Source organism: Streptomyces himalayensis subsp. himalayensis (assembly GCF_013778455.1).
GTDB classification, from domain to species: domain Bacteria; phylum Actinomycetota; class Actinomycetes; order Streptomycetales; family Streptomycetaceae; genus Streptomyces; species Streptomyces himalayensis.
This window is the reverse complement of sequence record NZ_JACEHE010000003.1, coordinates 377,991-403,277: the sequence shown is the minus strand read 5'-3', so window position 1 is coordinate 403,277 and position 25,287 is coordinate 377,991. Positions and strand designations below refer to the sequence as shown.

The following is a 25,287-nucleotide window of genomic DNA, read 5'->3' as shown; positions in this document are numbered from 1 at the left end:
ACCGTCACCTCCGGTCGTACGAGCAGATCGCGGCGACCTTCGCGGCGGACGGCGACGTGTCGTCGAAGCGGTAGCCGAGCCACTCGCGAGCAAGTCGGCGCGCGAGCTCCAGGCCGACGACGCGCTGGCCGAAGCACAGCACCTGGGCGTTGTTGGAGAGCACGGCCCGCTCGACGGAGAAGGAGTCGTGGGCGGTGACCGCGCGGATCCCCGGCACCTTGTTGGCGGCGATGGCCACGCCCAGACCGGTGCCGCACACCAGCAGGGCGCGGTCGGCCCTGCCTTCGGCGACGAGCCGCGCGGCGTCCACGGCGACGTGCGGGTAATCGGTGTCCTGTCCCGCGCTGATGCCGACGTCGACGACCTCGGCGACGGCCTCGTGCGCCTCCAGGTCCTTCTTGAGGGTTTCCTTGTAGTCGTAACCGGCGCTGTCGGAGCCGACGACGATACGCAGGGGCTTCATCGGGATTCCTCCGTGAATTCGGAGCGAAGGGTGTCGCCGAGGGCGGTGACGACCAGCGCGAAGGAGACGGCACCGGCGTCCGGGGTGCCGAGGCTGCGGTCGCCGTGGGTGCGGGCGCGGCCGCGTCGGGCGGTGATCGCGGCGGTCGCCTCGGCGGCCCGGGTGGCCGCCTCCGCGGCCTGCGTCCAGGCGGCGCGGAAGCCGGCCCCCGGCAGGGCGGCCTCCAGCCGGTCGACGAACGGCACGGCCGCGTCGACCAGTGTCTTGTCGCCGGGCGTGGCTCCGCCCAGCCGCATCACCACGTCCACGGCGGCGCGTACGCCGGCGGTGATCCGCTCGGGACCGGGCGTGTCCGTGTCGCCCAGCAGGGCGCCGAAGGCGGTGAGCGCGGCCCCCCACAGGGCACCGGAGGTGCCGCCGGCCCGCTCGGACCACGCCGCACCCGCCCTGGCCAGAGTGGTACGCGCGCCTGCCCCCAGGCTGACGGCCTGTGCCGCCGCTTCCGCGGCCGCCTCGGCCCCGCGCCGCATGCCGATGCCGTGGTCGCCGTCCCCGGCCACGGCGTCGATGTGGCCGAGGCGCGCTTCGTGGGCGGTGACGGTGTCGCGTACCACGCGCAGTGCGTCGGTGATGCGGGCCGCGGCTGAGTGGGAGGCCTTGCTGCCGGCGACGACCGGGGGCAGTTGGTGGATGTGCGAGAGGTCGTCGGTGCGCTGTGGACCCGGGGTGACCGCGCCGCGGCGGAAGGCGGGGGTGAGCGCGGGCGCCGTCCACAGGTCCCGCAACTCCTCGTCGAGGAAGGTGAGACTGAGCGACAGGCCGGCCATGCCCAGACTGGTGACCTGCTCGCCGACCTCGGGAGCGACGACGTCGATTCCTTCGGCGGCGAGGCGTTCGGACACGCGTCGGAAGACGATGAACAGCTCCTCGTACTTGGTGGCGCCGAGGCCGTTGAGGACCACCGCGGCCCGGTCGGCGCCGCCGACCGCTGCCGACGCCTGCTTGGCCTCCGCCAGCAGCCCGTCCACGAGCAGGTCGGCGACCTCGTCGGCAGACGGCAACGCCCGTTCCTCGATGCCCGGCTCGCCATGGATGCCGAGACCCACGCCCATACGCCCGGACGCCACGGTGAACAGCGGGCCGTCGCCGCCGGGAAGGGTGCAGCCGCTGAACGCCACGCCGAAGGAGCGGGTGGCGTCGTTGGCCTTGCGGCCGATGCGCTCCACCTCGTCGATGGCCATGCCGCTCTCTGCCGAGGCGCCGAGGACCTTCATCACGGGAAGATCGCCGGCGATGCCGCGGCGCCTTGCGGGGTCGTCGGCGGGGCCGGATGCGATGTCGTCGGTGACGCGCAGCACGCGTACGTCGATGCCCTCGGCGCGCAGCTGCTCGGCGGCCTGCCCGAAGTGCAGGACGTCCCCGGCGTAGTTGCCGAAGGCGAAGACCACGCCGCCGCCGGTGTGACAGGCCCGGGCGACGGAGCAGATCTGGGAGGCCGAGGGTGAGGCGAAGATGTTGCCGCAGGCGGCGCCGTGGGCGAATCCCGGGCCAACCCAGCCGGCGAAGGCGGGGTAGTGTCCTGTGCCGCCGCCGATCACCACGGCCACCTGGCCGGCGGGCGTGGCGGTGGCGCGTACGACGCCTCCGTGGACGGTGTGTATCAGGTCGCGATGGGCGGCGGCGAAGCCGCTGAGGGCCTCGTCGGCGAAGGACCGCCGGTCGTTGTGCAACAGGGTCATGACCGCTCCGCCAGCTTCACGGAGAGGATCTTCCGCAGGTAGTCACGGTTGCGGGCGGACACGCTGAGGCCGTCGCCGCCGTAGTGCTCGACGCAGATCGGGCCCTCGAAGCCGGCGTCCAGGGCCAGCTCGACGGCCTGCCGGTAGTTGATGACGCCGGACTCGGCGGGGGCGGGCACGGTGAAATAGGCGCCCGTGGCCGGGTCGTGGTCGCGGTAGTAGTTCTTGATGTGCCAGTAGTTGGCGTACGGCAGCACGGGGGTCAGAAGCTCCTCCCAGTGCGGCACGGGGCGGTGCAGCCGCACCAGGTTGGCCACGTCCGGGTTGAGGCCGACGTTGGGCAGACCGATGTCGCGGACCATCCGCACCGCGCTTTCCGGCGACCCGAGGTAGGTGTCCTCGTACATCTCCAGCGAGATCTGCACGCCGAGCCCGGCGGCGCGCTCGCCGACGGCCCGGAACCTCTCGACGGCCAGGGCCCGTATCCGCTCGTCGCCGTCGGGGTCCCGGCCGCCCTGTTCGTGCCAGAACCACACGGCCTCGCGCTGAGCGGACGTCAGGGGCCGGTGCAGGCCCGCACACACCGTGCCGACGCCGAGTTCGGCCGCGGCCTCCACCGTGCGCAGCAGGTACTCGAGGTTTGCGGCGGCGGTGTGGGGATCGGGGTCGATGACGCTGCGGCGGGCCGTGGTGACGGCCGTGAGGCCCAGCTCTGCCTCCTTGAGAGTTCGGGCGAGCTCCGTCAGGCGCTCGGGGGAGAGGTCCCCGGGGCGCAGCCAGGTGTCGGTGAGGTCGACATGGTCGAAGCCTGCGGCGGCGACCTCGCGGAACACGCGTGCCCAGTGCCGGGCTGGGGCGTCCTGGACGCTGCGTCCGTCCTTGGTGGTGTTCGGGAACTGCAGTAGCGCCGCGCCGATGGGCCAGCTGTCTGCCGAGTAGGACATCGTCGTCTCCGTCGATCCGCCGTCCGAGCGAGCTCTTGGATCGTGGACCATATAGGATCTTTTATGTTCTCGATAGAGCAGGCGGAAGGATTTCCTCGCGTAGGATCACCTCGAGATGAACAGAAGCGACGCGAGCAGGGAGGGCACCGGCCGGAGCCCGAACAGGGCGCCCGTGGTGCCCCGGCGTGCCCTGCGTGACGGTGTGTACGACGCGATCCTGGAGAAGCTGCTCGACGGATCGACCCCGCCCGGCAGCTCCATGTCGATCGACTCCCTCGCCCGCGAGCTGGGGGTGTCGCCGACGCCCGTGCGCGAGGCCCTGGTGCAGCTGGAGAACACCGGGCTGGTCTCCCGCGTGGCCCTCAAGGGCTACCGCGTGGCGGAGCCGCTGTCACCGGGCCAGATGGCCGAACTCCTCGATGCCCGCACGGTGCTCGAGGTGGCCGCCGTCGAACGGGCCGTGGCCCACACCGATGACCTGGTGCCGGAGTTGCGCGCCGCCCACGCCCAGCATGTGCTCAGCGCACACCGGGTGAGGAAGCTGCGTGGCGAGGGGGGCCAGCCGCCCGACTATGCCGACCTGCGCGAGTACTTCACGGCGGACTGGGAGTTCCACCTCACCATCATCCGCGCCGCCGACAACGGATTCCTGCTCCAGCTGGTCGAATCGCTCAGCGCCCATGTGCACCGGCTGCGCCAGACGGTCGACCACGGCGACATGGACCTCGACGAGGCCGTGAGCGAGCACGCGGCCATCCTCGCCGCCTTCGAGTCCGGCGATCCGCAGCGCCCCGTGGAGGCGATGCGTGCACACATGTCGGCGCTGGCCCGGCGAGCGGCCGTCGATCTCTAAGCGGTCTCGGGGCGTGCCTCACTTCCCCGAGACCGCTTAGCCGCACCGCGGCACCACACACGCGAGGGGCGCGCCAACAGGGCGCGCCCCTCTGGTGTTGCGGGTGCCGTGATGCGTTCGCGCGACGCCGGGCGCCGGCCCATCGGATTTTCCTCGGGCTCGCCTCTTGTCACGCCGATGGGGGCACCGTACCGTCAAGCCGCATATCCAATAGGATCTCTGATGTTGCGTGGTAAAAGCAGTCGCTCAGGGATCCCACACCTTCCCGACGCAGGAAGGCTGACGATGAAGTCACCGCTGCGCATCCCGCTCGTCCTGACGAGCGCCACCATGCTGCTCACCGGATGCTCCTTGGCGAACGCCAAGACCCCGGTGGGCGAGGACTGGAAACCACGAGGCTCGGTGTCGGCGCTGGTCGCCTTCGCCCCGGGCGGCGGGAGCGACCGCTCGGCCCGGGTGCTCGCCCAGAGCCTCAACGAACTCGACGCAGGGTTCGACGTCAATGTCGAGAACAAGGAAGGCGGCTCCGGGGCGGTCGGCTGGGCCACCTTCATGTCCGAGAAGGGAAACGGAAACGCCCTGCTCGTCGCGGAATCGGCGCTGAACACACTGCCGATCGTCTACGACGTGCCGTTCACCTACCGCAGCTTCACACCTCTGGTGATGTTCGCCAAGGACTCCCGGATCGTCGTGGCCCGCAAGAACTCGCCGTACTCCACCTGCGCCGAACTCGTCCGGGCGAGCGCGAAGAAGGCGGTCAAGACCGGCTCCAGCGGCAAGACCGGCGCGGACTCACTCGTCATCGCGGAGTTCAAGAAGAGCGGAGGAAAGTTCTCCGTCGTTCCCTACGGCTCCACGGGAGAGGTCCTGACGGGCCTGCTCGGCGGGCAGATCGACGTGGCCCCGGCCAGCGCCGCGGCAGCCAAGCCGTACCTGGAGAGCGCGGACTTCAAGGCCCTGTGCACGCTGACCGCGAAGCGCTACGACGACCCCGTCCTCAGCAAGGTCCCCACCGCCAAGGAGCAGGGACTCGATGCCGAGGTCCTGATCTGGCGAGGTGTCTTCGCCCCCGCGGGCATCAGCGATGTGCAGCGCCGCTACTGGATCAAGGCCATCCAGCGCGCCCTGAAGTCCGGAACCTACCGCGACTACATCAAGACCGACCTGCTCATCCCCGCCGACACGGACGGGCAGGACTTCGCACGCTACCTCGACGCCTATGACAAGCAGGTACGGGAGGTGTTCAGATGAGTACCCCGGCCGGTACGGAGCGGCCCGCCCGCCGCCGACCCGTTCTCGTCGCCTACTGCGTCCTCGCCGCTGTCGGCGGTGCGTTCTTCCTGGGTTCCTTCGCCTATCCATGGACGAATCCGGAGGACGGCACGATCGGGGCCGGTGCCCTGCCCCGCGTTGCCGGGCTCCTGATGTTCGTCCTCTCCCTGGCACTGATCCGTCAGGAGACCGGCACCGGGTCGGTGCTCGAAGGCGACGGCCATGTGGCCGAGACCGCCGAGCACACCCCGGAGGAGGCCCGCCGCATCCGCGCCAAGCTGCTCGTCGTCACCCTGACCATGGCGGCCACGGCGCTGTTGATACCGGTCCTCGGCATGCTGCCCGCCCTGACGGTGATGACCCTGTTCCTCACGGCCGTTGTCGAGCGCCTGCCGCTCCCGCGGGCCGCCGCGGTGTCGGCGGGTGTGTTCGGGGTGTCGTACCTGCTGTTCATCGTGGTGCTGCAAGTCCCGCTGCCGTTCGGCCTGTTCGACGCCACCACCTGGAGCGTGCTGTGATCGACAACATCGTCACCGGCTTCGGGGCGGCGCTCAGCGCGGAGAACCTCCTGTGGTGCTTCGTCGGCGTGCTGCTCGGCACCGTCATCGGCATCCTGCCGGGCCTGGGTTCCGCCACCGGTGTGGCCATCCTCATCCCCGTCACGCTCACCTTCGACCCGCTCACCGCACTGATCATGCTCGCCGGCATCTACCACGGTGCGCAGTTCGGAGCCACGATCACCGCCATCCTCATCGCGACGCCCGGTGAGGCCTCCTCCGTGGTCAGCACGCTCGACGGCTACCGGATGGCGCGCAACGGCCGGGCCGGGCCCGCCCTGGCCGTCTCGGCGCTGGGAGCCTTCGTCTCCGCGATGGTCTCGCTGGCTGCCCTGGCGGCCGTGGCGCCGTTCTTTGCCCGGCTGGCACTGGACTTCGGGCCGCCGGAGATGCTGGCGGTGATGATCCTGGGGCTGTGCACCATCGTGGTGTTCTCCGGGAGGAACCTCCTGCTCGGCATGGGCCTGGGGTTGCTCGGTGTGCTGATCGCCTGCATCGGCGTGGACGTCGGCAGCGGCACGCCGCGGTACACCTTCGGCCAGATCTCCCTGTTCGGCGGTGTGCCGTACGTCGAGGTCATGATCGGCCTGTTCGCCATCGGCGAGCTGCTGAACCAGCTGCACATCGGACTCGCCGAGCCGGTCAAGGCCCGGTTCCGGGATCTGATGCTGACCAAGGAGGACCTGAAGCGGGCCGCCCCGTCCACCGCCCGCGGCACCGTCGTCGGCTTCCTGCTGGGCTGCCTGCCCGGTGCCGGCACGACGCTCGCCTCGTTCATGGCGTATGGCGTGGAGAAGAAGCTGTCCAGGAACCGCCGGAAACTCGGCAGCGGAGCCATCGAGGGTGTCGTCGCTCCGGACGCGGCCACCAACGCCGCCTCCAACGCGAACTTCGTTCCCACGCTGGTGCTCGGCGTGCCCGGCGGCGCCACCACCGCCGTCCTGCTCGGAGCCTTCCTGATCTACGGCATCCAGCCCGGGCCGCTGCTCTTCGAGAACCAGCCCTCCCTGGTGTGGGGCCTGCTCGCCTCGTTCTTCATCGGCAACGTGATCCTGCTGGTGCTGAACCTGCCGCTGGCTCCCGTCATGGCGCAGCTGCTGCGCGTGCGCTACTCGATCATGTACCCGCTGATCATCGCCACCAGCCTCATCGGCGCGTACTCGGTCAAGAACAGCATGCTCAGCGTCTGGATCGTGATCCTCTTCGGTCTGGTTGGTTACGCGATGAAGCGCCTGAACTTCCCGGTGGCTCCCCTCGTCCTGGGACTGGTCATCGGACCACTGTTCGAGAAGGCTCTGGTGCAGACCTCGGCGCTGGCCGCAGGGGACAGCCTGGTGCTGCTCTCCAGCCCGACCGCCGTGGGCATCCTGGTGCTCGCCCTCGTACTGGTGGCCGGACCGGCCGCCGTCAAGAGCCTTCGCCCGGGCCGCCGCGCCACCCATCCCGCCGAAGCGGACACCGGATCAGATCCCGCAGCCGGTGACACCGCTCCGCTTGTTGCGGAAGCCGCCCTCGGGGCCGGTCGGGCAAGGGGCGACGACGACAGCACGCACCCGCGCCCCGACCGCGACCGCGATCGCCCCGACACCTCGACCGAAAGGCGCTCATGAACACCGCACAGGCCACCGAGCTCCGGCCCCGCGTCGCCGTCACCCTCGGCGACCCCGCCGGCGTGGGACCGGAGCTGATAGCCAAGCTCCTGTCCCGTCCCGAGAACGTCGCAGCCGCCGACATCCTGCTGATCTCCGACGAGACAGAGCTGCGTGACGCCGGTGAGGACGCGAAGTGCCCCATCGAGTACGTCACCGAACCCACCCCCGGAAAGCCGCTGCTGTACGACAACAGTGCCGGGCGCCCGGTCGAGGTGTTCGAACGTAGGGCGGCCACCGAGGCCGGCGGCCGGTGGGCGCTCGGCAACCTGCGCCATGCCCTGGAGCTCGCGAAGAAAGGCGACGTGGACGCCATCCTCTTCGCCCCGCTCAACAAGTCCTCACTGCACCTGGCCGGCATGCGGGAGAACGACGAACTGCGCTGGTTCGAAATCATTCTCGGCGCCGAGGACTACACCTCCGAACTCAATGTCCTGCCGGGACTCTGGACGGCCCGGGTCACCTCGCACGTCTCCCTGGCCGAGGTCGACGCCGGCATCACCCGCGAGAACGTGGCCGCCGCCGGCCGGCTGCTGGACAAGGTACTGCGCGAGTCCGGCATCGCCGCGCCCCGCATCGGTGTCTGCGCCCTGAACCCGCACGCGGGTGAGAACGGCAAGTTCGGCCGCCACGAACTCGACATCATCGCCCCCGCGATAGGCGACATGGAGCGAGACGGCATCGACGCCAAGGGTCCGTTCCCCTCGGACACGATCTTTCTCCGCGCCAAGGCCGGCGACTTCGACGGCATCCTGACCATGTACCACGACCAGGGGCAGATCGCGATGAAGCTCATGGGCTTCGACGGCGGCGTCACCGTCGCAGGCGGCCTGTCCGTTCCCATCTGCACGCCCGCACACGGCACGGCCTTCGACGTCGTCGGCAAGGGCATCGCCACCACCGGTTCGATCCAGAACGCCTTCGACCTCGCGGTCAAGATCGGGGCCCGCCGCCGGGCTGCGTCCTCGCTCTGATCCCTGAATCCCTTGCGTCACAGCCGAGTTGAAGACGCCCACCGGTCCCCGGCTTTCCATCAGGGGACCGGTGAGTCACTGGCTCGTGGCCCGCGTCCGCGCCGGACGCCCGCGCGTCAGGGAGCGGCGTCGAGATCCACGTCGAGGTCCTCGGTCTCGGTCCAGAACCTCTCATCCGCATCCTGGAGCCGAGCCGCGGCGTGCTTCATATGGTGCCGCGCGGCGTCGCGTGCCGCTGTGGCGTCGCCTGTTTCGATCGCGGCCACGATGGCGTGGTGCTCCTGCCGGACCGCTTCGATGAAGTCTCGCCGTCGCGCCTCGTTCGCGCGCGTGACGCGGATCCCGCTGCGCATCACCTCGCCGAGGTAGCGCACCGTCGAGACCATCACGGCGTTCCCGGTCGACTCGGCGATGGAGCGGTGGAAGGCGAGATCCTCGTCCACGCCGTCGCCGCCGGCCGCGACCGCCGAGTCGATCGCGTCCAGGGCTTCCCGCATCCGGGCGACGTCGTCAGGTGTGGCGCGCTCGGCCGCGAGACCGGCGGCCTCGCCCTCCATGGCGCGGCGTACCTCCACGATCTGCAGCACTTTGATCTTGGTGCCGGCGGCCTCGGCCTCGATGTCGAGCGGGCGTGTGCGCCGTGGCATGACGAACACGCCGAGACCCTGGCGCGGTTCGACCAGGCCCGCGTTGCGGAGCCTCGACACGGCCTCGCGCACCACCGTGCGGCTGACGCCCAGCTGCTTGACCAGCTCGACCTCGGTCGGCAGCTTGTCGCCCTCGGCCAGGCGCCCCGACTCGATCTCCTCCGCGAGGACAGCGGCGACCCGGTCCGCGAGCCGGACCGGACCGGTCACCTTGGAAAACATGCTTGTCAGTCTATCGATCCGTCCCCGACCGCCCCGCCGCGAGGTGTGTGCCGACCACGACGGCGTCGGCGTGGTCGGCGAGGTAGTCCCGCACCACCGATTCGAAGCCCGGGTCGGGCTGCAGTCCGAGCGCGGTGGCGCGCGCGTTGTCGAAGACGGCGGGCCACGAGCCCACGAGGGCCTCGACGCCTGCGTCGGGTGTGATCGTCACCAGGTCGGCGACGGCGTCCCCGGCGACACGCCGCAGCGTGGCCAGCATCTCGGCCACCGAGACCGTGAGCGCCGGAAGGTTGACCGGCAGCCCGCCGTCGAGCCGGCCCGGTCCCGTACCGCGCTCCACTTCGGCGACGCGGAGGATTCCCTCGACCGTGCGCCGTGGCGAGGCCAGGGCCACCCGCAGGCCGGGATGGACCGGGCAGGTCGCCGGGAGGCCCGCGAGGGGCTCGCGGATGATGCCCGAGAGGAAGCCGGAGGCGGCCGCGTTCGGTTTGCCCGGCCGTACCGACACGGTCATCAGGCGGGCGACGCGTCCGTCGACGAAGCCGCGGCGGGTGTACTCCGCGACCAGCTGCTCGCAGACGAACTTCTGCGTCCCGTAGCTCGACCTCGGCGTGGGCAGGGTCGACTCGCTGACCACCGGGGGCAGCGGCAGCGCCGGGTCGGAACCGTAGACCGCGACGCTGCTGGAGAACACCACCCGCGGCGTCGGACCGCCCGCAGCCGACTGTGCCCGGGCGGCTTCGAGCAGCGCGCGTGTCACGTCGACGTTGGCGCTCATCCCGAGGTCGAAGTCGGCCTCGCACTCGGCCGAGACCGCGGCGGCGAGGTGGATCAGCACATCCACCGGCTCCGCGAACACCTCGTCGAGACGGTCGATCAGATCGCCCTGAACGATGTCCACGAGCGGGTCGGCCGCCGCCGGCGACTCGGACGGCACCATCCGGTCGGCCAGCACCAGCCGGTCGATCGGTACGCCACGGAACGTACGCGTCTTGAGCAGCGTGCCGGCGACGAGCCGTCCCAGGAAGCCGAAGCCACCCGTGATGACGATCCTCATGCGTTTTCTCCTCGGTAGTCGGTCAGCCAGGCGAGACCCTCGCTCGTGCCGGCGCGGGGGATGTACTCGCAGCCGATCCACCCGTCGAAGCCCAGGTCGTCGATGACGCCGAACAGGTGGCGGACGTTGAGCTCACCCACGTCGGGCTCATGGCGGTCGGGCACGCCCGCGATCTGCAGATGACCGACCCGCCCGGTCGGTACGTCGCGGCGCAGGGTCGCGGTGAGGTCGCCCTCGACGATCTGGCAGTGGTAGAGGTCGAGCTGCACCTTGAGATTCGATGCGCCCACGTCCCGCACCACGGCGTGGGCGTCGGCCTGCCGGTTCAGGAAGTAGCCCGGCATGTCGCGGCCGTTGATGGGCTCGACCAGGATGTCGACGCCCATCGTGGCGGCCCGTTCCGCGGCCCAGGCGAGGTTGGCCAGATAGGTGTCGCGGTGCTTGGCCGACTGTGCCGGCGTCGCGTCCGGCTGCACCAGCCCGGCCATCACGTGCACCCGCGTGCAGTCCAGCTCTGCCGCGTACTGCAGAGCCAGGTCGATGCCGGCGCGCATCTCCGCCTCGCGTCCGGGCAGTGCAGCGATCCCGCGCTCACCGTCATCCCACGCCCCGGGGGGTGCGTTGAAGAGCACCTGCCGCAGGCCGTTGTCGTCGAGCCGGCGGCGCAGCTCCTTGGCGTCGTACGCATAGGGGAAGAGGTACTCGACGGCCTCGAAGCCGTCCGCCGAGGCCGCGGCGAAGCGGTCGAGGAAATCGTGTTCGGTGTACATCATGGACAGGTTCGCGGCGAACCTCGGCATGCTGGCTCCTGTGTTCGGACCGAGACCGGACTCGGTCAGCGGTTGACGACCTGCTTGTTGGTGGTGAGCACCGCGGCGGCGCCGACGACGAGGGTGAGCGCCAGGATGTACATGGGGAGCGACGTCGAGCCGGTGGCGTCCTTGACCGCGCCGATCATGTAGGGACTCACGAAGCCGGCGAGGTTGCCCACCGAGTTGATCGCGGCGAGGCCTGCCGCGGCGGCGGCGCCGCCCAGGAACGCCGTGGGGAGCGACCAGAACAGCGGTGCGCAGGTCAGCACGCCCGCCGCGGCGAAGGACAGCGCGGCCAGGGACAGTGCGGTCGAGCCGGCCCACCCGGCGGCCAGCGAGAATCCGACGGCGCCCATGAGGCACGGGATGACCAGATGCCACCGGCGCTCGCGGCGCTTGTCCGCCGACCGGCTGAACAGGTTCATCGCGACGAGTGCCGCCAGGTACGGGATGGCACTGAGCGCCCCGATCGCCAGGTTGCCCTTGATGCCGGTGGACTCGACGAAGGTCGGCATCCAGAAGGTCAGGGCGTACTGGCCCATCACGAAGCAGAAGTAGATGAGGCACATCAGCCACACCTTGGGCTCGCGGAAGGCGTCCCAGACCCGGCCGTGCACCGTCTGGTGCGCGGCGTCCTCGGCGATGGCCCTCTCGACGACGTCCTTCTCCTCGTCGGTGAGCCACTTCGCGCTGCGCACACTGTTGTCGAGGTAGAACAGCGTGACCACACCGATGATGAGTGCGGGGATCGCCTCGAGCAGGAACATCCACTGCCATCCCTCCCAGCCGTTGACGCCCTGGAAGCGGTCCATGATCCAGCCGGAGAGCGGGTTGCCGAAGATGCCGGCCACCGGGATGGCCGACATGAACATCGCGATGACACGGGCACGACGGCGGGACGGGAACCAGTAGGTGCAGTAGAGGATCACCCCCGGGTAGAACCCCGCCTCCGCGGCACCGAGGAGGAACCTCAGGACGTAGAACGTCGCCTCGTTGGTGACGAACATGAACGACGCCGAGACCACGCCCCAGCTGATCATGATGCGGGCGATCCAGGTGCGGGCGCCGACGCGCTGCAGCATCAGGTTCGAGGGGACCTCGAAGAAGAAGTAGCCGATGAAGAACAGGCCGGCACCGAGGCCGTACGCCGCCTCGCTGAACCCGAGGTCGTCGGACATCTGCAGCTTCGCGAATCCGACGTTGACCCGGTCCAGGTACGAGACGACGTAGCAGAGGATGAGGAAGGGGACGATGCGTCGTACGACCTTGCGGAAGACGGCGTTCTCGCGGGCGAGGTCGGTGACCTCGGTGGTTATAGGCATGGACATGACCGAATCCTTTTGTGCGGCTCAGGGGATTCTGACGGGCGAGGAGCTGGTCACCACGCGGCGGCGAACGTGGACCTCAGTTCGTCGAGTGCGTGGGTGGGGAGCGGCTCGGGTCGACGGTCGGTCAGGAGCCAGAGACGTGCCGTCTCCTCGAGTTCTTCGAGGACGGCGAGGGCGGTGGCCGCGTCGGGGCCCCAGACGACGGGGCCCAGCCGGTCGAGCAGCACGGCCCTGATCGGCGTCCCGGTGCTCGCGTGGTCGGCGATCCGGGCGGTCACCAGGTCGGCCACACGCGGGTCGCCGGGCCGGTGGTAGGGGATGAGCGGGACGTGCCCGACCTTCATCACGTAGTAGGGCGTGATGGGCGGGAGCACGTCGTCCTGGCTCCACACGCCGGCCAGGGTGAGCGCGACCAGGTGCGTGGAGTGGGTGTGGACAACGAACCGGGCCGTGGGGTCGGCGGCGTAGATGCGTCGATGGAGCGTGAGGGTCTTGCTGGCGCGGTCGCCCGCGATCTGCTCGCCACGGGCGTCGACCAGCGCGAGGCGGTGGGGTTCGAGAAAGCCCAGGGCGGCGTCGGTGGGAGTGATCAGATGGCTGTCGCCGATCCGGGCACTGATGTTGCCGGCGCTGGCGTGGACGTAGCCCCGGGCGAACAGGCTCGTGCCCACCCGGACGATCTCGTCGCGTGCCTCGTCGACGCCCTCGTCGCGTATGTCATCGCCTGTCTCGTCGAGGGCGATGCCCGGGTACTGCGTCATGAGGCCTCCTCGTCCAGGAGGGCGAACGAGGTGGTGAAGAAGTCGGGGCCGCCGAAGTTGCCCGACTTGAGCGCGATGTGGAGCGTGTCCCCGCCGGGAAGGGGAGCCGCGCACCACGGCACACCGGGGGCGATCTGCGGTCCGATACGGAGCCCGGTGATGCCGAGCGCCTGAACGACGGCTCCCGAGGTCTCGCCGCCCGCGACGACGAGTTGGCGGACCCCGCGCTCGACGAGCCCCTCCGCGATGCGGGCAAGGGTCTGCTCCACGAGCTCACCGGCCTCGGCGGCGCCGAGCCGGCCCTGGACGGTCCGGACCATGTCGGGCGACTCGGTGGAGTAGACGAGCACCGGCCCGTCGTCCAGGTGCGCATCGGCGAGGGACAGGGCCTGGCCGACCACGTCCTCCCCGGCCGCGACACGCAAGGGGTCCACGCTGTACGCGGGCCGGCCGCTGCGCAGGTACTGAAGGACCTGACGGTTCGTGGCGACGGAGACCGATCCCGAGACGATGGCCCGGCGGCCGCCTGCCTGGGGCAACCGTGCTGCGGCGCTGGACGGCTTGAAGCCCCAGTTCGCGGGCAGGCCGATCGCCAGACCCGAGCCGGCGGTCACCAGGGGCAGCCCCTGGACCGCCGCGCCGAGGCGCAGGAGGTCGTCGTTGGAGACGGCGTCGACGACGGCCATCCCGGCGCCGTCCTCGCGAAGGGCGTCGATACGGGCCCGGATCGCCTTCGCGCCGTCGGCGACGACCCTGTGGTCGATGAGGCCGACCGCTCGCGTGGTCTGCGCGCCGAGGACGGAGACCAGGTTGGAGTCGGTCATCGGCGTCAGCGGGTGGTGGCGCATGCCGCTGTCGCTCAACAGCACGTCACCGACGAAGAGATGGCCCTTGAAGACCGTGCGTCCGTTGTCGGGGAACGCGGGCGTCGCGATCGTGAAGTCGGTGCCCAGTGCGTCCATCAGTGCCTCGGTGACCGGCCCGATATTGCCGGCCGGCGTCGAGTCGAAGGTGGAGCAGTACTTGAAGTAGATCTGCTCGGCACCCATGGACCGCAACCAGGCGAGTGCCCGGAGCGAGGCCTCGACGGCGTCGGCGGCCGGGACGGTCCGCGACTTGAGGGCGATGACCACGGCGTCCGCGTCCATCGTCTGCTCGGCGTCGGCCGGCGGCACACCGATCGTCTGGACCACGCGCATGCCCGCGCGCACCAGGTTGTTGGCCAGGTCCGTGGCGCCGGTGAAGTCGTCGGCGATGCACCCGAGTCGGATCCCCATGTCAGCCCTCCACCGGCTTGGGCAGGTCGACCCCGGGGAAGATCTTGATGACCGCGCTGTCGTCCTCGGCTCCCAGACCGGACGCCGATGCCTGGAGGAACATCTGGTGGGCGGTCGCGGCCAGGGGGAGCGGGAACCGCTCCGGCCGGGCGGAGTCGAGCACGAGTCCCAGGTCCTTGACGAAGATGTCGACCGCGGAGAGGGGCGTGTAGTCACCGGCGAGCACGTGCGCCATGCGGTTCTCGAACATCCACGAGTTGCCGGCGCTGTGCGTGATGACCTCGTAGAGCGCCTCGGCGGGAACGCCGGCCTTGATGCCGAGGGCCATCGCCTCGGCTGCCGCGGCGATGTGCACACCCGCGAGCAGCTGGTTCACGATCTTGACCTTCGAGCCGAGTCCGGCACGCTCTCCCAGGCGGTAGACCGTGCTGCTCATGGCCTCGAGCACGGGGTCGGCGACCGCGTACGCCGCGGTGGAGCCCGACGTCATCATGGTCAGCTCGCCGACCGCCGCACGCGCGGCGCCACCGGAGATGGGAGCGTCCAGGTAGAGCACGCCCTTCTCGGCCAGGCGCCCCTCGAGTTGGGCAGACCAGGCCGGGTCGACCGTGGAGCACATCACGAAGACGGCGCCCTCGCGGAGCCGGTCGGCTGCCCCGTCCGCGCCGAACAGCACCGACTCGACCTGCGCAGCGTTGACCACCACGCTGAGCAGGACGTCCACCGCGGCTGCCAGGTCGCCGGCGGTGGCGAACGCGGTCCCACCGTCACGGGCGAAAGTCTCGGCCACATCCGGTCGCAGGTCGTGGACCCCCACGTCGTAGCCCGCGTTCCGGAGGCTGCGGGCCATGCCCAGACCCATGGCTCCGAGTCCCACCACGCCCACGCGCGGCCGTGCAGGCCTGTCCTGGTCGTTCATGCCAAATCCTCATCTTGCTGCGCCGTGGCGCAACCGGCTCGGTGAAGAGATCAGGTCATATGATGACCTGAGGATCTTGTTTGGCATACTGTGATGTCGGTCACATGGATGGTGGTCGAGGGAGCGGGGATCAGACCGCCCGCCGTTCGGCTGGCGTCGTCGTCGACGAGCGAGGCGCAGCAGGGGCCGCCCTGCTGGTGCACGAGTGAGGGCCGGCCTGCCCCCGGATGACCAGGGGCCGGCCTGCCCGCGCATGACCGGCCCCTCGCGCGCGGTGTTCAGGCGTCGAAGTGGCCCTTGCTGATGACCCCGTGGACGCCGACGGTGCGGTCGACGACCTGGGACACCTCGAAGTCGGCGGCCGCCGACAGGTATGCGTACGCCACCGGGCGTTCCATGCCGAGGTCGTGCTCGAGGAAGTCCAGTGCGTTGACCACGGCGCGCCGCATAGCGGTGTCGAGGTCGTTGCCCTGGCCGTTCTGGATGCCGTCGGGGTCGGACAGGCCCACGGCCACCCATGCGTCGGGGGTCTCGGCGAACGGGTAGTGGAATGCGACGGACGGGGCGTCGCCGGAGCCCTTCTTGCACACGGTCAGCCGGAAGGTGGTGCGCAGCGAGCCTTCCATGGCCGTGAGCGCCACCTCGCCGTTCCCCATGGCCATGTGCGGGTCACCGGTGTAGAACAGCGCACCCTCGGCGAAGACCGGGACGTAGAAGGTCGAGCCCTGCGTGAGCAGGTTGATGTCGATGTTGCCGCCGCCGAGGGTCGGCGGTATCGAGTTGAGCTCGGGTGCCGTGAGGCTGTCCGCAGATGCGAAGGCGACGCCCATCATGCCCATGTGAGGGCGCAGCGGGAAGGCGACTTCATGTGAACCGCCGTACGTCATCACGCCGTTGATAGCTCCGCCGCTGCCCCGCCGGACCGGTGTGAACAGCGAGACGTTGCCATAGCGTTCGGGGTCACCGGTGGACCGTCCGTCGGTCGAGACCGGAGGCATGACCTCTTCGGGGGTGATGCCCGCCGGAGCCGAGCCGCCCGCCTGGCGGGCCAGCGCGCCCTTGCCGTGGCGGCTCGACACGACGCCGTAGGGCACGCGCGGCATGAGGGACAGCATCTCGATCTTCAGTACGTCGCCGGGCTCGGCGCCCTCGACATGGATCGGGCCGGTGACCACGTGGGGACCGTCGACATCGAAGTTGCGGGTGGTGCGCTCGTAGTCGCGGGCAATGGCGACCGCGTCGTCGAGCACCTGACCGGCGGGCACACCGTGACGCGCGAAGTAGGCCTTCGGGTCGCGCCCTTGGTCCTCGAGAAGGCCCTCATGGGAGAGCGTGTCGACGGTCACCGTCTCGCCGGAACGCATGCGCAGCACCGGCTTGCTGCCGAGCGAGGGAACGTACCCCCAGCGGACCTGCTCAGGGAGAGAAGGAAGGTAGTGCCTGCCCTGCACCGGCCCCTTGCCGGGCTGGAGAATTTCCTTGGGGAGCACGGTCGCGGGCGCCTTCGCAGGCTTCGCCGTCTGTGCCATCGCCGTGGAGGGAAGCGTCGCCGCGGCGCCCGCCGTGGTCACGGCGGTGGCGGCGGCCAGGAACCTGCGGCGCCCGAGCCGGGAGACGAGCAGCTCCCGAGCCTTACCGGGATCCATGGGGGAGGTGTTCATGAGCCATCCATTCGTGGTGTGGAGTGATCGGTTCCCGGCATGGCTTGGCGCACGTGAGCAGTCCCGTATCGATGGCGGGTGCGTGCAGGCGTAATTGCCGGGGATCGCGCGGCCGTGCGGGGTGGTCGCGGGGGAGCGGACGCGGGCGAGGAAAACGCGGGGAGAAAGGGTGAGACGAGTGAGAAGGGGGGAGGTCAGTCCTGCTCGGCGGAGGCCGCGCCGTCGTGGCGCGTGCGCCGGATCACCTGGTCGATGTCGGCCAGATGCATGATCATCGCCTGGGATGCCGCTACCGGGTCACGGGTCTCGACCGCGTCACGGATCGCCTGATGACCGGCCAGGGACTTACGGCGGCCCGCCCGTGTGCTGTGGGAGTCCTTGCGCACCGGGGTGGTCCATGAACTGACCATCGTGGTCAGCGCGGTGAGCAGCGGGTTGTGGCTCGCCCTGGCCAGGGTCAGATGGAACTGGATGTCCAGTTCGAGCGATTTGGCCGCCAGCAGGTTCTCGTCCGTGGCGTGCAGGATGTCGTCCATCTGCAGCAGGTCGGCGCTGGTCGCGCGCACTGCGGCGAATTCGGCGATCTTCGGCTCGATGACCGTCCGCAGCTCGGCCACGTTGGCCAGTTCCCGGTCGTCCTCGGCCACGTCGGCCAGCCTCGCGTAGAGATCGTCGACCTGGGTGGGCGGTGCCAGCACGATGGTGCCTCTGCCCTGCCGCCGCTCGATGAGGTGCTTGGCCTCCAGCTGGTGCAGGGCTTCCCGGAGCGAGGTCCGCGACACCGACAGCGACTCGGCCAGTTCACGCTCCGCCGGCAGCCTGTCGCCCGGTCCGAGTTCACCGAGTGCGATCAGCTGTTCCAGGTGGGCGACCAGCGCGTCGCTGACGCTGTGGGCACGGCTGCGCAGTGGCGGAACCTTCGCTACTGCCATGCCCTCGACCTCCTTGCCCAGAGTGCAGCCAGCGTACCGTGCCCGATCACCCCGGCCAGGTGGTCCCACCGGCGATGGCGTCCCGTACCGGCAGTGATCCACGATCATGTGCACCCCCCGAAGGCGCTCTTGCGGATCAGGCAATGGACACCTTTGGGCAGGAGGAGGCGCATGGAGGGGTCCTCTCAGGTGACAGGTGCAGGGGATCGATGCATTGGTCGGACCAATCGCGTAGTCACCATAGGCGCACCTCGCGGGCGCGACATCGGTCGGACGTCAATCGTCATGGTGTTCTTACTCGGGCGTAACAGACTTCGGAGGTCAAGCGGGGTTCCCCGCTCCCGGGCGGGATCTGGATCACGAGCCAGCGGATTTTTCTGGTTGCCTCCGCGCCCGGCGCAGTGCAAGACCCGATGCAGCTCAGAGGTGGCGTATGCAAGGTCGACCGGTATCCGACCCGGGGCCTGGGAGTGACAGAAAACACTATTTAGTGTATGAAAAACGACATTCGACATTCTGTTCTGGGTGCACCTCGCGGTCATCCGGTCCAACACTGTGATGATCAGAGCCGACGGAGTGCCTGTGAAATGGCTGAAACCCCCTCGGGACTCCCGGGGCGTCCCCGCGGTCCGTAGCGCGGGGACGGAGCAGGAGCACGATGGCCCCACCCCGTCCGGCAGGACGGCCGATGATCTCGCCAGGCAGTTCAGGACGGCCGATGATCTCGCCAGGCAGTGGCGGCACGCCGGCGCGGATGCCGCCGAGCCACTCGTGCGGACGCTCCAGAGCGCCGTGTCCGGCATGAATGCGCAGGGAGCCGCCGTACACCTGCTCGAACGCCATCGGCCGCGGTTGCGCCTGCTGGCCATGGCCGGTCTGCCCCCGGCCTTCGCCGAAGCCTGGGACCAGGTGTCTGTCGACCGGAATCTGGCACCGGCGGAAGCGGTGCGGCGCAGCTGCCCGGCAGGGCGGACGGACGCGCCCGACCAGCTCGGCAGCATTCCAGGCCCTGATGCACCCTGCCCTCGCGGCGCCCGTGTCCTCGTTGTGCCGCTGGGTCCGGACACGGCCCCGGTGGGAACCCTGTCGGTGCTGCTGGACCGCGGGCAGGAGCCGGGCGAGGCCCGGCTTTCCCTACGGGCGGCGGCCATCCGGCTGCACGGCCACCTCGCAGGCCCGCCCCGAGGCCGGGGGCCCACGACAGCAGACACGCCGTCGGGGTCCGGCGAAGGGCAGGGGTGGATGCTGGATGCGGCCCAGGTCGGCACGTACGACTGCGATGTCCGCACCGGTCAGCTCTTCCTCGACGAGCGTGCCTGCCTGATCCTCGGCCTGAACCCGGAAACCTTCGACTCCAGGTACGAGACGTGGGCGCAGATGGTGCACCCGGAGGACCTTTCCCCGGTCTCGTTGCCCAAGGCGGTGGTGGGGCGCTACGACTGCGAGTACCGGGTCACGCGCCCGGCCGGTGACATGCGCTGGATACGGGCCGGCGGGCTTGTCCTGCCCGGGCCCGACGGCCGGCCGGGTCGTGCGGTGGGGACGCTCTTCGACAACACGGGGAGCCACGCGCCCCCGGACGGCATCGCGTACAAGCTGGAGCACCCTGCCGACGGCGTGGTCCTCACCGGCGCCGACGGGCGGATCACCTACGTCAACGTCCAGGCCGAGGGGATGCTCCGGACCTCGCGGAGCGATCTGCTGGGACGGATCCTGTGGGAGGCCGTGCCGTATCCGGGCGAGCCCGGTCTCGAGGCCCGTTGCCGTGAGGCCGCCGCCACCGGTCTGCCCACGGAATTCGACGTGCATGTCCCGGCTCTGGGCACGTGGTACGGCCTTCGGATCACCTCGCGCGAGGACGGACTGACGCTGTCGCTCAGCGACATCACCGAGTCGCGGTTGCGGGCGGCGGAGCGGGTCCGGGTCGAGCACGGGGCGGCGCTGCGGACCACGAGGACCCAGGAACTGACCGCGGCGTTGTCCGAGGCGGTCACCGTGCAGGACGTCGTGGACGCCGTCGGCGATCACCTCCTCACCCCGTTCGGGGGGACCGGTCTGGTGGTCCAGACCCTGGAAGGGGACCGCCTGCGTGTGGTCGGTCACGCCGGCTACTCGGAGAGTTTCCTGAGCGTGCTCGAGTCGGCTCCCGTGACCCAGGTGTCGCCCACCTCCGACTCACTGCGCACCCGCACCCCCGTCTTCATCGGCTCGGGCGCCGAATACGGCCGTCGCTATCCCCACCTGAAGTGGCGTATCGGCCCTTCCGGCATGCAGGCGTGGGCCTTCCTGCCACTGATCGTCTCCGGAAGGCCCATCGGCTGCTGCATCATCGCCTTCCGGGAGCCGGGGCAACTCGACGAGGAGGAGCGCGCGCTGCTCGCCGCGCTGAGCGGCCTGGTGGCGCACGCCCTGGAACGAGCCCGGCTCTACGACGCCGAACATGCCCGCGCCGTGGAACTGCAGCGCGGCCTGCTGCCCCAGGTCCTCCCACAGGTGCCCGGCGCGATCACAGCGGTCCGCTACCTGCCCGCCAGTGAGGGCCTGGAGGTCGGCGGCGACTGGTACGACGTGATCCCGCTGTCCGGCGACCGGGTCGCCCTGGTCATCGGCGACGTGATGGGGCACGGCCTTCCCGAGGCGGCGACCATGGGCCGTCTCCGTACCGCGGTCCACACGCTCGCGGACCTGGAAATGACGCCCGAGGACCTCCTCACGCAGCTCAACGACCTGGTCTCGCGCCTCGGTGAGGACTTCTACGCCACGTTCCTCTACGCGATCTACGACCCCACGGCCCGCACGGCGACCTTCGCCCGGTCCGGGCACCCGCCCCCGGCGCTCGTCCATCCGGGCGGAGAGATCGACATCCTGGATCTGCCGAACAATCCGCCCCTCGGCGTGGGGACCCCGCCGTTCGAGACGGTCGAGCTGGAGCTTCCCGATCAGAGCCTTCTCGCCTTCTACACCGACGGACTGGTGGAAACCCGCGGCCGGGACATCGAAAGCGGCATCAACGCGCTCAGCACAGCTCTCACGGACGCACTCGCCGACCCGCTGACAGGTACCGAGACCACTTCTCAGCTCGACCGGCTGTGCGAAACCCTCACCACCGCGCTGACCAGCCCGAACGGCGCGGAAGACGACGCGGTCCTCTTTCTCGCCAGGCCATGCGGCCTGCCCCGCGAGCACGTCGCCGACTGGGCACTGCCCGACAGCCCCCTTGCCGCCGGCGAGGCACGGAGCCTGGCAGCCGCCCAGTTGAGGGCCTGGCGGCTCGAGCCTCTGGTCGACATCACCGCACTGCTCGTGAGCGAACTGGTCACGAACGCCGTCCGCCACGGACGGGGCCCCATCCGGCTCCGCCTGCTCCGCAGCCAGTCGCTCGTCTGCGAGGTGTCCGACGGCAGCACGACCACTCCCCGGGTCCGCCGCGCGGCGGAGACCGATGAGGGCGGACGTGGACTGGCCATGGTCACGCTTCTGGCCCAGCGCTGGGGCACCCGGCACAGCACCCACGGCAAGACCATCTGGGCGGAGCAGCCCCTCCCACCCGCGGCCGTGCAATAGCCGATCACAGGGTCCTGCGGCGGCTCCGGCACCACCTGGCATGTGATCAACCGGCATGTGATCAACGACCGGGGCGAGCCCGTACAAACCGAGCCATAGACTGGGAAAGAGCGTTGCCACCCGACAGGGCCGACCATGAGCGCAACCCGATCGAGGCGGCGCGTCGGATGGGGCCTGACGCGCCTTACGGTCGTCGCGACCAGCCTGCTCGCACTGCTGATCGGCCTCGCTTTCAGCGTGCTGCTGTGGGCGATCAGTGATACGCGCGAGGCCGCGGGCGCGAGGAAGCAGGTCCGGGCGGCACTCTTCGAGTCCGGGCACCTCGAAAGGCTCGTACTCGACGTCGAGACGGGCGAGCGCGGCTTCCTCATCACCAAGCAGGAGCGCTTCCTCCAACCGTGGGAATCGGCCAGGGCTGCGTTTCCCGGACAGGCAGAGGAGCTGTTGCGCGACACCGAGGGCTCTCCTGAGCTGCGGACCCTGGCGCATGGGATCACCCGTGACGCGGAGTCCTTCATCCAGGACTACTCCGTTCCCCTGGTCGATGCCGCAAGGCAGGGCGATCCCGCCGCATCGAGTGTGGAGACGACGGACGAGGGCAAACGGCGCGTCGACGCGTTGAGGGCCCAGTTCGACCGTTTCGAGATGGACGCGCGCTCCCTCCTGGCGGCGCGGGAGCAGGCCGCCGAGGACAAGCTTCAGTTGGCGATCGATGCGGCGACGGCCGGACTCGCTGGATCGGTCGCCCTCGTGGTCGCCTACACCGGATATCTGACACGCGCGGTCGTCCAACCTGTCCGTAAGGCGGCGTCCGTCGCGAGCCGCCTCGCGGGCGGAGACCTCTCAGCCCGCATGCCCCAGACCGGTGGCGGGGAGATCGGCGAGCTCGCGGTCGCGTTCAACGCCATGGGGGATTCGCTGGAGGAGAGCCACAGGCTGACAGAGGTCGCGCACCGACGCCTCAAGCTGCTGTACGACGCCAGCGTGGCGGTGGGCACCACCCTCGATGTGAGACGGACCGCGCAGGAGCTCGTGCAGGTCGTGGTCCCCGGGTTCGCCGACTTCGCCACCGTCGACCTGGCCGTGTCGGTCGTGCGGGGCGACGAGGAGCCGCCAGGGGAGCGCGCGACCATGAGCCGGGTCGCCGTCGGCGGCATAAGGGACGCCCCTCCACTTCACCCGGAGGGCGCGCTCGTCACATGGGCTCCGATCACGCCCCAGGCCCGCAGCTTCGTCAGCGGGCTCGCGACGGTCGAGCCCGATCTGCGGGCTTCCGCCGCATGGCAGTCCGCCGACCCGGAAGGGGCCCGCCGGATCCTGGACCACGGCATCCATTCGCTCATCACGGCTCCGCTGTGCGCCCGGGGCGTACCCATGGGCGTCGTCACCTTCTGGCGCTCGCGGCAGCCCAGGCCGTTCGAGGCCGCCGAACTGTCCTATGCGGCGGAGCTGGCCGCCAAGGCCGCCGTGGCGATCGACAACGCACGGCGCTACACCCGCGAGCGCGACACCGCGCTGACCCTGCAGCGCAGTCTGCTGCCGCAGCGGCTCCCGGCGCAGTCGGCGCTGGAGATCGCCTCCCGTTACCTGCCTGCGGGCTCACAGGCCGGAGTGGGCGGCGACTGGTTCGATGTGATCCCGCTGTCCGGCGCCCGCGTCGCCCTCGTCGTCGGGGACGTCGTCGGCCACGGCATCCACGCCTCCGCCACCATGGGCCGACTGCGCACCGCCGTACGCACCCTGGCAGACGTCGACCTGCCACCCGACGAGCTCCTCACGCACCTGGACGACCTGGTCATCCACTTCACCGGCGATGAAGAGGCCGATATGGCACACGGCGACGCGGCCGCATTCGGCGAACTGGGAGCCACATGCCTGTACGCCGTGTACGACCCCGTCTCGCGCCGTTGCACCCTGGCCACAGCCGGCCACCCGCTGCCTGTCGTCGTGGCTCCCGACGGCATCGTGGAGCTCGTGAAGGGCCCCATCGGCCCGCCACTCGGCCTCGGCGGCCTGCCCTTCGAAACGATCGAGCTCCACCTGGCCCCGGGGAGTGTGCTCGCCCTGTTCAGTGACGGCCTGATCACATCCCGCGGCCGCGACGTCGACCAGGGCATCTCCGCCCTGTGCCGCGCGCTGGCCCTGCCCACGGCGTCGCTGGAGGAGACCTGCGACACCGTGACCGACGCCCTCCTCGACGGCCGCCCGGCCGACGACGTCGCCCTTCTCGTCGCGCGCACCGGTGCCCTGTCGCCGGACCGGGTCGTCACCTGGGACGTCACAGCCGACCCGGTTCAGGTCGCACACGCCCGGACGCTCGCCACCGACCAGCTCCACGCATGGGGGCTCGCCGAAGTCGAGTTCATCACCGAACTCGTGGTCAGCGAGCTGGTCACCAACGCCATCCGTTACGGCGCTCCCCCGATTCAACTGCGGCTGATCCGCGACCGCGCGCTGATCTGCGAGGTCTCGGACGGCAGCAGCACCGCACCCCATCTGCGGCGGGCCCGGGTCTTCGACGAGGGCGGCCGCGGCCTGCTGCTGGTCGCCCAGCTCACCCAGGGCTGGGGCACCAGACAAACCGCCTCCGGCAAGACCATCTGGTGCGAACAGACACTGCCGGGCAGTGTCTGAGGAGATCGGCAGCTACGAGCTTCGCGACTTCGCCGTTGTGCTCGACGGCGCCAGGTGACCGCCGAGCACCAGGGGGACGTCACCGTCGTCGCCGCGTCGCGGACGGGCTGGTTGACGCGTTCTAAGCGACTGCTTAGTATCCGAGGGAGTTCGCGTCTGCCTGCCCCATCACCGCCCCTGGAGTCCGCCGTGACCTCACTTTTCTCCGTCTCCGGCAAAACCGCCCTGGTCACCGGAGGGTCCCGCGGTATCGGACTGATGATCGCCCGTGGCCTGGTCGAAGCCGGGGCCCGGGTCTACGTCAGTTCCCGCAACGCCGCCGCGTGCGAGGAAGCCGCACGTGAGCTCTCCGCGCTCGGCGAGGCGAACGAGGCGAACGAGGCGATCGCGCTGCCCGCGGACCTGTCGCGCGAGGAGGAGTGCCACCGGCTCGCCGCGGAGATCGCCGACCGGGAGGACCGGCTCGACATCCTGGTCAACAACGCCGGCGCCACCTGGGGCGCACCCCTGGACGAGTTCCCGGTCAGCGGCTGGGACAAGGTGATGGACCTCAACCTGCGCAGCCCCTTCCTGCTGACCCAGGCGCTGCTGCCGCTGCTGCGCAAGGCCGGCTCCCATGACGACCCGGCACGCGTGATCAACGTCGGCTCCATCGACGGTCTCCACGTGAGCCCCCTGCCGGCCTACTCCTACGCGGCGAGCAAGGCCGGACTGCACCACCTGACCCGGGTCCTGGCCAAGGAACTCGGCCCGCAGGGCATCACCGTCAACGCGATAGCCCCCGGCCCGTTCGAGTCGAAGATGATGGCCGCCACACTGACGGCGCACGGCGACGCCCTGGCCGAGTCCGCTCCGCTGCGCCGGATCGGACGCCCCGACGACATGGCCGGTGTGGCGGTCTACCTGGCCAGCCGGGCCGGAGCGTACGTCACCGGCGCGGTGATCCCCGTCGACGGCGGCATCGGCACCACCGTCTGAACCGCCGCCAGGACACGTACTCGTACCCGTTCCCCGTACCCGCT

At 70.1% G+C, this 25,287-nt stretch carries 20 protein-coding genes; 8 read left to right on the top strand and 12 right to left on the bottom strand.

All coding sequences use genetic code 11. From position 1 onward, the window contains the following. Window positions 1-4 precede the first annotated feature (4 nt). Genes H1D24_RS08215 through H1D24_RS08205 form a run of 3 tightly spaced genes read right to left on the bottom strand, consistent with a single transcriptional unit; the run spans window position 5 to window position 3,146 of the window. A complete protein-coding gene (locus tag H1D24_RS08215; RefSeq protein WP_181656712.1) occupies window positions 5-463 on the bottom strand; it encodes a ribose-5-phosphate isomerase in 459 nt (152 codons plus the stop codon). Continuing rightward, a complete protein-coding gene (locus H1D24_RS08210) occupies window positions 460-2,202 on the bottom strand; it encodes a dihydroxyacetone kinase family protein (protein ID WP_181656711.1) in 1,743 nt (580 codons plus the stop codon). The genes H1D24_RS08215 and H1D24_RS08210 overlap by 4 nt, the downstream gene beginning before the upstream one ends. Beyond that, a complete protein-coding gene (locus tag H1D24_RS08205) occupies window positions 2,199-3,146 on the bottom strand; it encodes a sugar phosphate isomerase/epimerase family protein (protein ID WP_181656710.1) in 948 nt (315 codons plus the stop codon). Before H1D24_RS08205 ends, H1D24_RS08210 begins: the two co-directional genes overlap by 4 nt. Before the next feature lie 115 nt (window positions 3,147-3,261). Between H1D24_RS08205 and H1D24_RS08200 the strand changes: the two genes are divergently transcribed. The 5 genes from H1D24_RS08200 (at window position 3,262) to H1D24_RS08180 (ending at window position 8,451) form a co-directional block, all read left to right on the top strand. Beyond that, a complete protein-coding gene (locus tag H1D24_RS08200; protein WP_181656709.1) occupies window positions 3,262-3,999 on the top strand; it encodes a GntR family transcriptional regulator in 738 nt (245 codons plus the stop codon). A gap of 285 nt (window positions 4,000-4,284) precedes the next feature. Beyond that, entirely contained in the window at window positions 4,285-5,250 is a 966-nt protein-coding gene (locus H1D24_RS08195; protein ID WP_181656708.1) for a tripartite tricarboxylate transporter substrate binding protein, read from the top strand. Beyond that, the gene (locus H1D24_RS08190) at window positions 5,247-5,789 is read left to right on the top strand and encodes a tripartite tricarboxylate transporter TctB family protein (protein WP_181656707.1); all 543 of its coding nucleotides are present in this window, start codon (window positions 5,247-5,249) and stop codon (window positions 5,787-5,789) included. The genes H1D24_RS08195 and H1D24_RS08190 overlap by 4 nt, the downstream gene beginning before the upstream one ends. Beyond that, on the top strand, window positions 5,786-7,438 hold the full coding sequence (locus tag H1D24_RS08185) for a tripartite tricarboxylate transporter permease (RefSeq protein WP_181656706.1): 1,653 nt from the start codon (window positions 5,786-5,788) through the stop codon (window positions 7,436-7,438). Before H1D24_RS08190 ends, H1D24_RS08185 begins: the two co-directional genes overlap by 4 nt. Continuing rightward, window positions 7,435-8,451 carry a 4-hydroxythreonine-4-phosphate dehydrogenase PdxA gene (locus H1D24_RS08180; protein WP_181656705.1) on the top strand — a complete coding sequence of 339 codons (1,017 nt, stop codon included), beginning with the start codon at window positions 7,435-7,437 and terminating at the stop codon, window positions 8,449-8,451. The genes H1D24_RS08185 and H1D24_RS08180 overlap by 4 nt, the downstream gene beginning before the upstream one ends. A 116-nt stretch (window positions 8,452-8,567) precedes the next feature. Here the strand turns inward: H1D24_RS08180 and H1D24_RS08175 are convergent, their stop codons facing one another. From H1D24_RS08175 to H1D24_RS08135, 9 genes are all read right to left on the bottom strand, one after another. Beyond that, window positions 8,568-9,320: a FadR/GntR family transcriptional regulator gene (locus tag H1D24_RS08175; RefSeq protein ID WP_181656704.1), complete on the bottom strand. Its 753-nt coding sequence runs from the start codon at window positions 9,318-9,320 to the stop codon at window positions 8,568-8,570. 10 nt (window positions 9,321-9,330) lie between these two features. Beyond that, window positions 9,331-10,377 carry a D-erythronate dehydrogenase gene (gene denD, locus H1D24_RS08170; protein WP_181656703.1) on the bottom strand — a complete coding sequence of 349 codons (1,047 nt, stop codon included), beginning with the start codon at window positions 10,375-10,377 and terminating at the stop codon, window positions 9,331-9,333. After that, complete coding sequence (gene otnI / locus H1D24_RS08165) at window positions 10,374-11,177, bottom strand: 2-oxo-tetronate isomerase (protein WP_181656702.1); 804 nt, start codon at window positions 11,175-11,177, stop codon at window positions 10,374-10,376. The genes denD and otnI overlap by 4 nt, the downstream gene beginning before the upstream one ends. A 35-nt stretch (window positions 11,178-11,212) precedes the next feature. Then, entirely contained in the window at window positions 11,213-12,517 is a 1,305-nt protein-coding gene (locus H1D24_RS08160) for an MFS transporter (protein ID WP_181656701.1), read from the bottom strand. Between the two features lie 50 nt (window positions 12,518-12,567). Then, window positions 12,568-13,278: a class II aldolase/adducin family protein gene (locus tag H1D24_RS08155; protein WP_220136486.1), complete on the bottom strand. Its 711-nt coding sequence runs from the start codon at window positions 13,276-13,278 to the stop codon at window positions 12,568-12,570. After that, window positions 13,275-14,555, bottom strand: coding sequence for a 3-oxo-tetronate kinase (gene otnK / locus H1D24_RS08150; RefSeq protein WP_181656700.1), 1,281 nt, complete (start codon window positions 14,553-14,555; stop codon window positions 13,275-13,277). The genes H1D24_RS08155 and otnK overlap by 4 nt, the downstream gene beginning before the upstream one ends. Before the next feature lies 1 nt (window position 14,556). Further along, window positions 14,557-15,474, bottom strand: coding sequence for an L-threonate dehydrogenase (gene ltnD / locus H1D24_RS08145; protein WP_181656699.1), 918 nt, complete (start codon window positions 15,472-15,474; stop codon window positions 14,557-14,559). A 278-nt stretch (window positions 15,475-15,752) separates the two neighbouring features. Next, entirely contained in the window at window positions 15,753-17,135 is a 1,383-nt protein-coding gene (locus H1D24_RS08140; RefSeq protein WP_258563912.1) for an acetamidase/formamidase family protein, read from the bottom strand. A gap of 194 nt (window positions 17,136-17,329) precedes the next feature. After that, window positions 17,330-18,067: a FadR/GntR family transcriptional regulator gene (locus H1D24_RS08135; RefSeq protein WP_181656698.1), complete on the bottom strand. Its 738-nt coding sequence runs from the start codon at window positions 18,065-18,067 to the stop codon at window positions 17,330-17,332. Between the two features lie 801 nt (window positions 18,068-18,868). Between H1D24_RS08135 and H1D24_RS08130 the strand changes: the two genes are divergently transcribed. The 3 genes from H1D24_RS08130 to H1D24_RS08120 all read left to right on the top strand — a co-directional run bounded on the left by H1D24_RS08130 (window position 18,869) and on the right by H1D24_RS08120 (window position 25,243). Beyond that, window positions 18,869-21,631, top strand: a complete 2,763-nt coding sequence (locus tag H1D24_RS08130; protein WP_181656697.1) for a SpoIIE family protein phosphatase — start codon at window positions 18,869-18,871, stop codon at window positions 21,629-21,631. A 135-nt stretch (window positions 21,632-21,766) separates the two neighbouring features. Next, a complete protein-coding gene (locus tag H1D24_RS08125) occupies window positions 21,767-24,265 on the top strand; it encodes a SpoIIE family protein phosphatase (RefSeq protein WP_181656696.1) in 2,499 nt (832 codons plus the stop codon). A gap of 189 nt (window positions 24,266-24,454) precedes the next feature. Further along, window positions 24,455-25,243 carry an SDR family oxidoreductase gene (locus H1D24_RS08120; protein ID WP_309484246.1) on the top strand — a complete coding sequence of 263 codons (789 nt, stop codon included), beginning with the start codon at window positions 24,455-24,457 and terminating at the stop codon, window positions 25,241-25,243. Window positions 25,244-25,287: the final 44 nt, after the last annotated feature.

Bases quoted from the DNA above. Each gene is read 5' to 3' on its own strand.
- otnI (WP_181656702.1), bottom strand. From the start codon at position 11,177: ATGCCGAGGTTCGCCGCGAACCTGTCCATGATGTACACCGAACACGAT.
- H1D24_RS08195 (WP_181656708.1), top strand. From the start codon at position 4,285: ATGAAGTCACCGCTGCGCATCCCGCTCGTCCTGACGAGCGCCACCATG.
- H1D24_RS08135 (WP_181656698.1), bottom strand. From the start codon at position 18,067: ATGGCAGTAGCGAAGGTTCCGCCACTGCGCAGCCGTGCCCACAGCGTC.
- H1D24_RS08130 (WP_181656697.1), top strand. From the start codon at position 18,869: ATGAATGCGCAGGGAGCCGCCGTACACCTGCTCGAACGCCATCGGCCG.
- H1D24_RS08175 (WP_181656704.1), bottom strand. From the start codon at position 9,320: ATGTTTTCCAAGGTGACCGGTCCGGTCCGGCTCGCGGACCGGGTCGCC.
- H1D24_RS08190 (WP_181656707.1), top strand. From the start codon at position 5,247: ATGAGTACCCCGGCCGGTACGGAGCGGCCCGCCCGCCGCCGACCCGTT.
- H1D24_RS08205 (WP_181656710.1), bottom strand. From the start codon at position 3,146: ATGTCCTACTCGGCAGACAGCTGGCCCATCGGCGCGGCGCTACTGCAG.
- H1D24_RS08155 (WP_220136486.1), bottom strand. From the start codon at position 13,278: ATGACGCAGTACCCGGGCATCGCCCTCGACGAGACAGGCGATGACATA.
- H1D24_RS08140 (WP_258563912.1), bottom strand. From the start codon at position 17,135: ATGAACACCTCCCCCATGGATCCCGGTAAGGCTCGGGAGCTGCTCGTC.
- otnK (WP_181656700.1), bottom strand. From the start codon at position 14,555: ATGGGGATCCGACTCGGGTGCATCGCCGACGACTTCACCGGCGCCACG.
- H1D24_RS08215 (WP_181656712.1), bottom strand. From the start codon at position 463: ATGAAGCCCCTGCGTATCGTCGTCGGCTCCGACAGCGCCGGTTACGAC.
- H1D24_RS08210 (WP_181656711.1), bottom strand. From the start codon at position 2,202: ATGACCCTGTTGCACAACGACCGGCGGTCCTTCGCCGACGAGGCCCTC.
- H1D24_RS08180 (WP_181656705.1), top strand. From the start codon at position 7,435: ATGAACACCGCACAGGCCACCGAGCTCCGGCCCCGCGTCGCCGTCACC.
- denD (WP_181656703.1), bottom strand. From the start codon at position 10,377: ATGAGGATCGTCATCACGGGTGGCTTCGGCTTCCTGGGACGGCTCGTC.
- H1D24_RS08200 (WP_181656709.1), top strand. From the start codon at position 3,262: ATGAACAGAAGCGACGCGAGCAGGGAGGGCACCGGCCGGAGCCCGAAC.
- H1D24_RS08160 (WP_181656701.1), bottom strand. From the start codon at position 12,517: ATGTCCATGCCTATAACCACCGAGGTCACCGACCTCGCCCGCGAGAAC.
- ltnD (WP_181656699.1), bottom strand. From the start codon at position 15,474: ATGAACGACCAGGACAGGCCTGCACGGCCGCGCGTGGGCGTGGTGGGA.
- H1D24_RS08125 (WP_181656696.1), top strand. From the start codon at position 21,767: ATGAGCGCAACCCGATCGAGGCGGCGCGTCGGATGGGGCCTGACGCGC.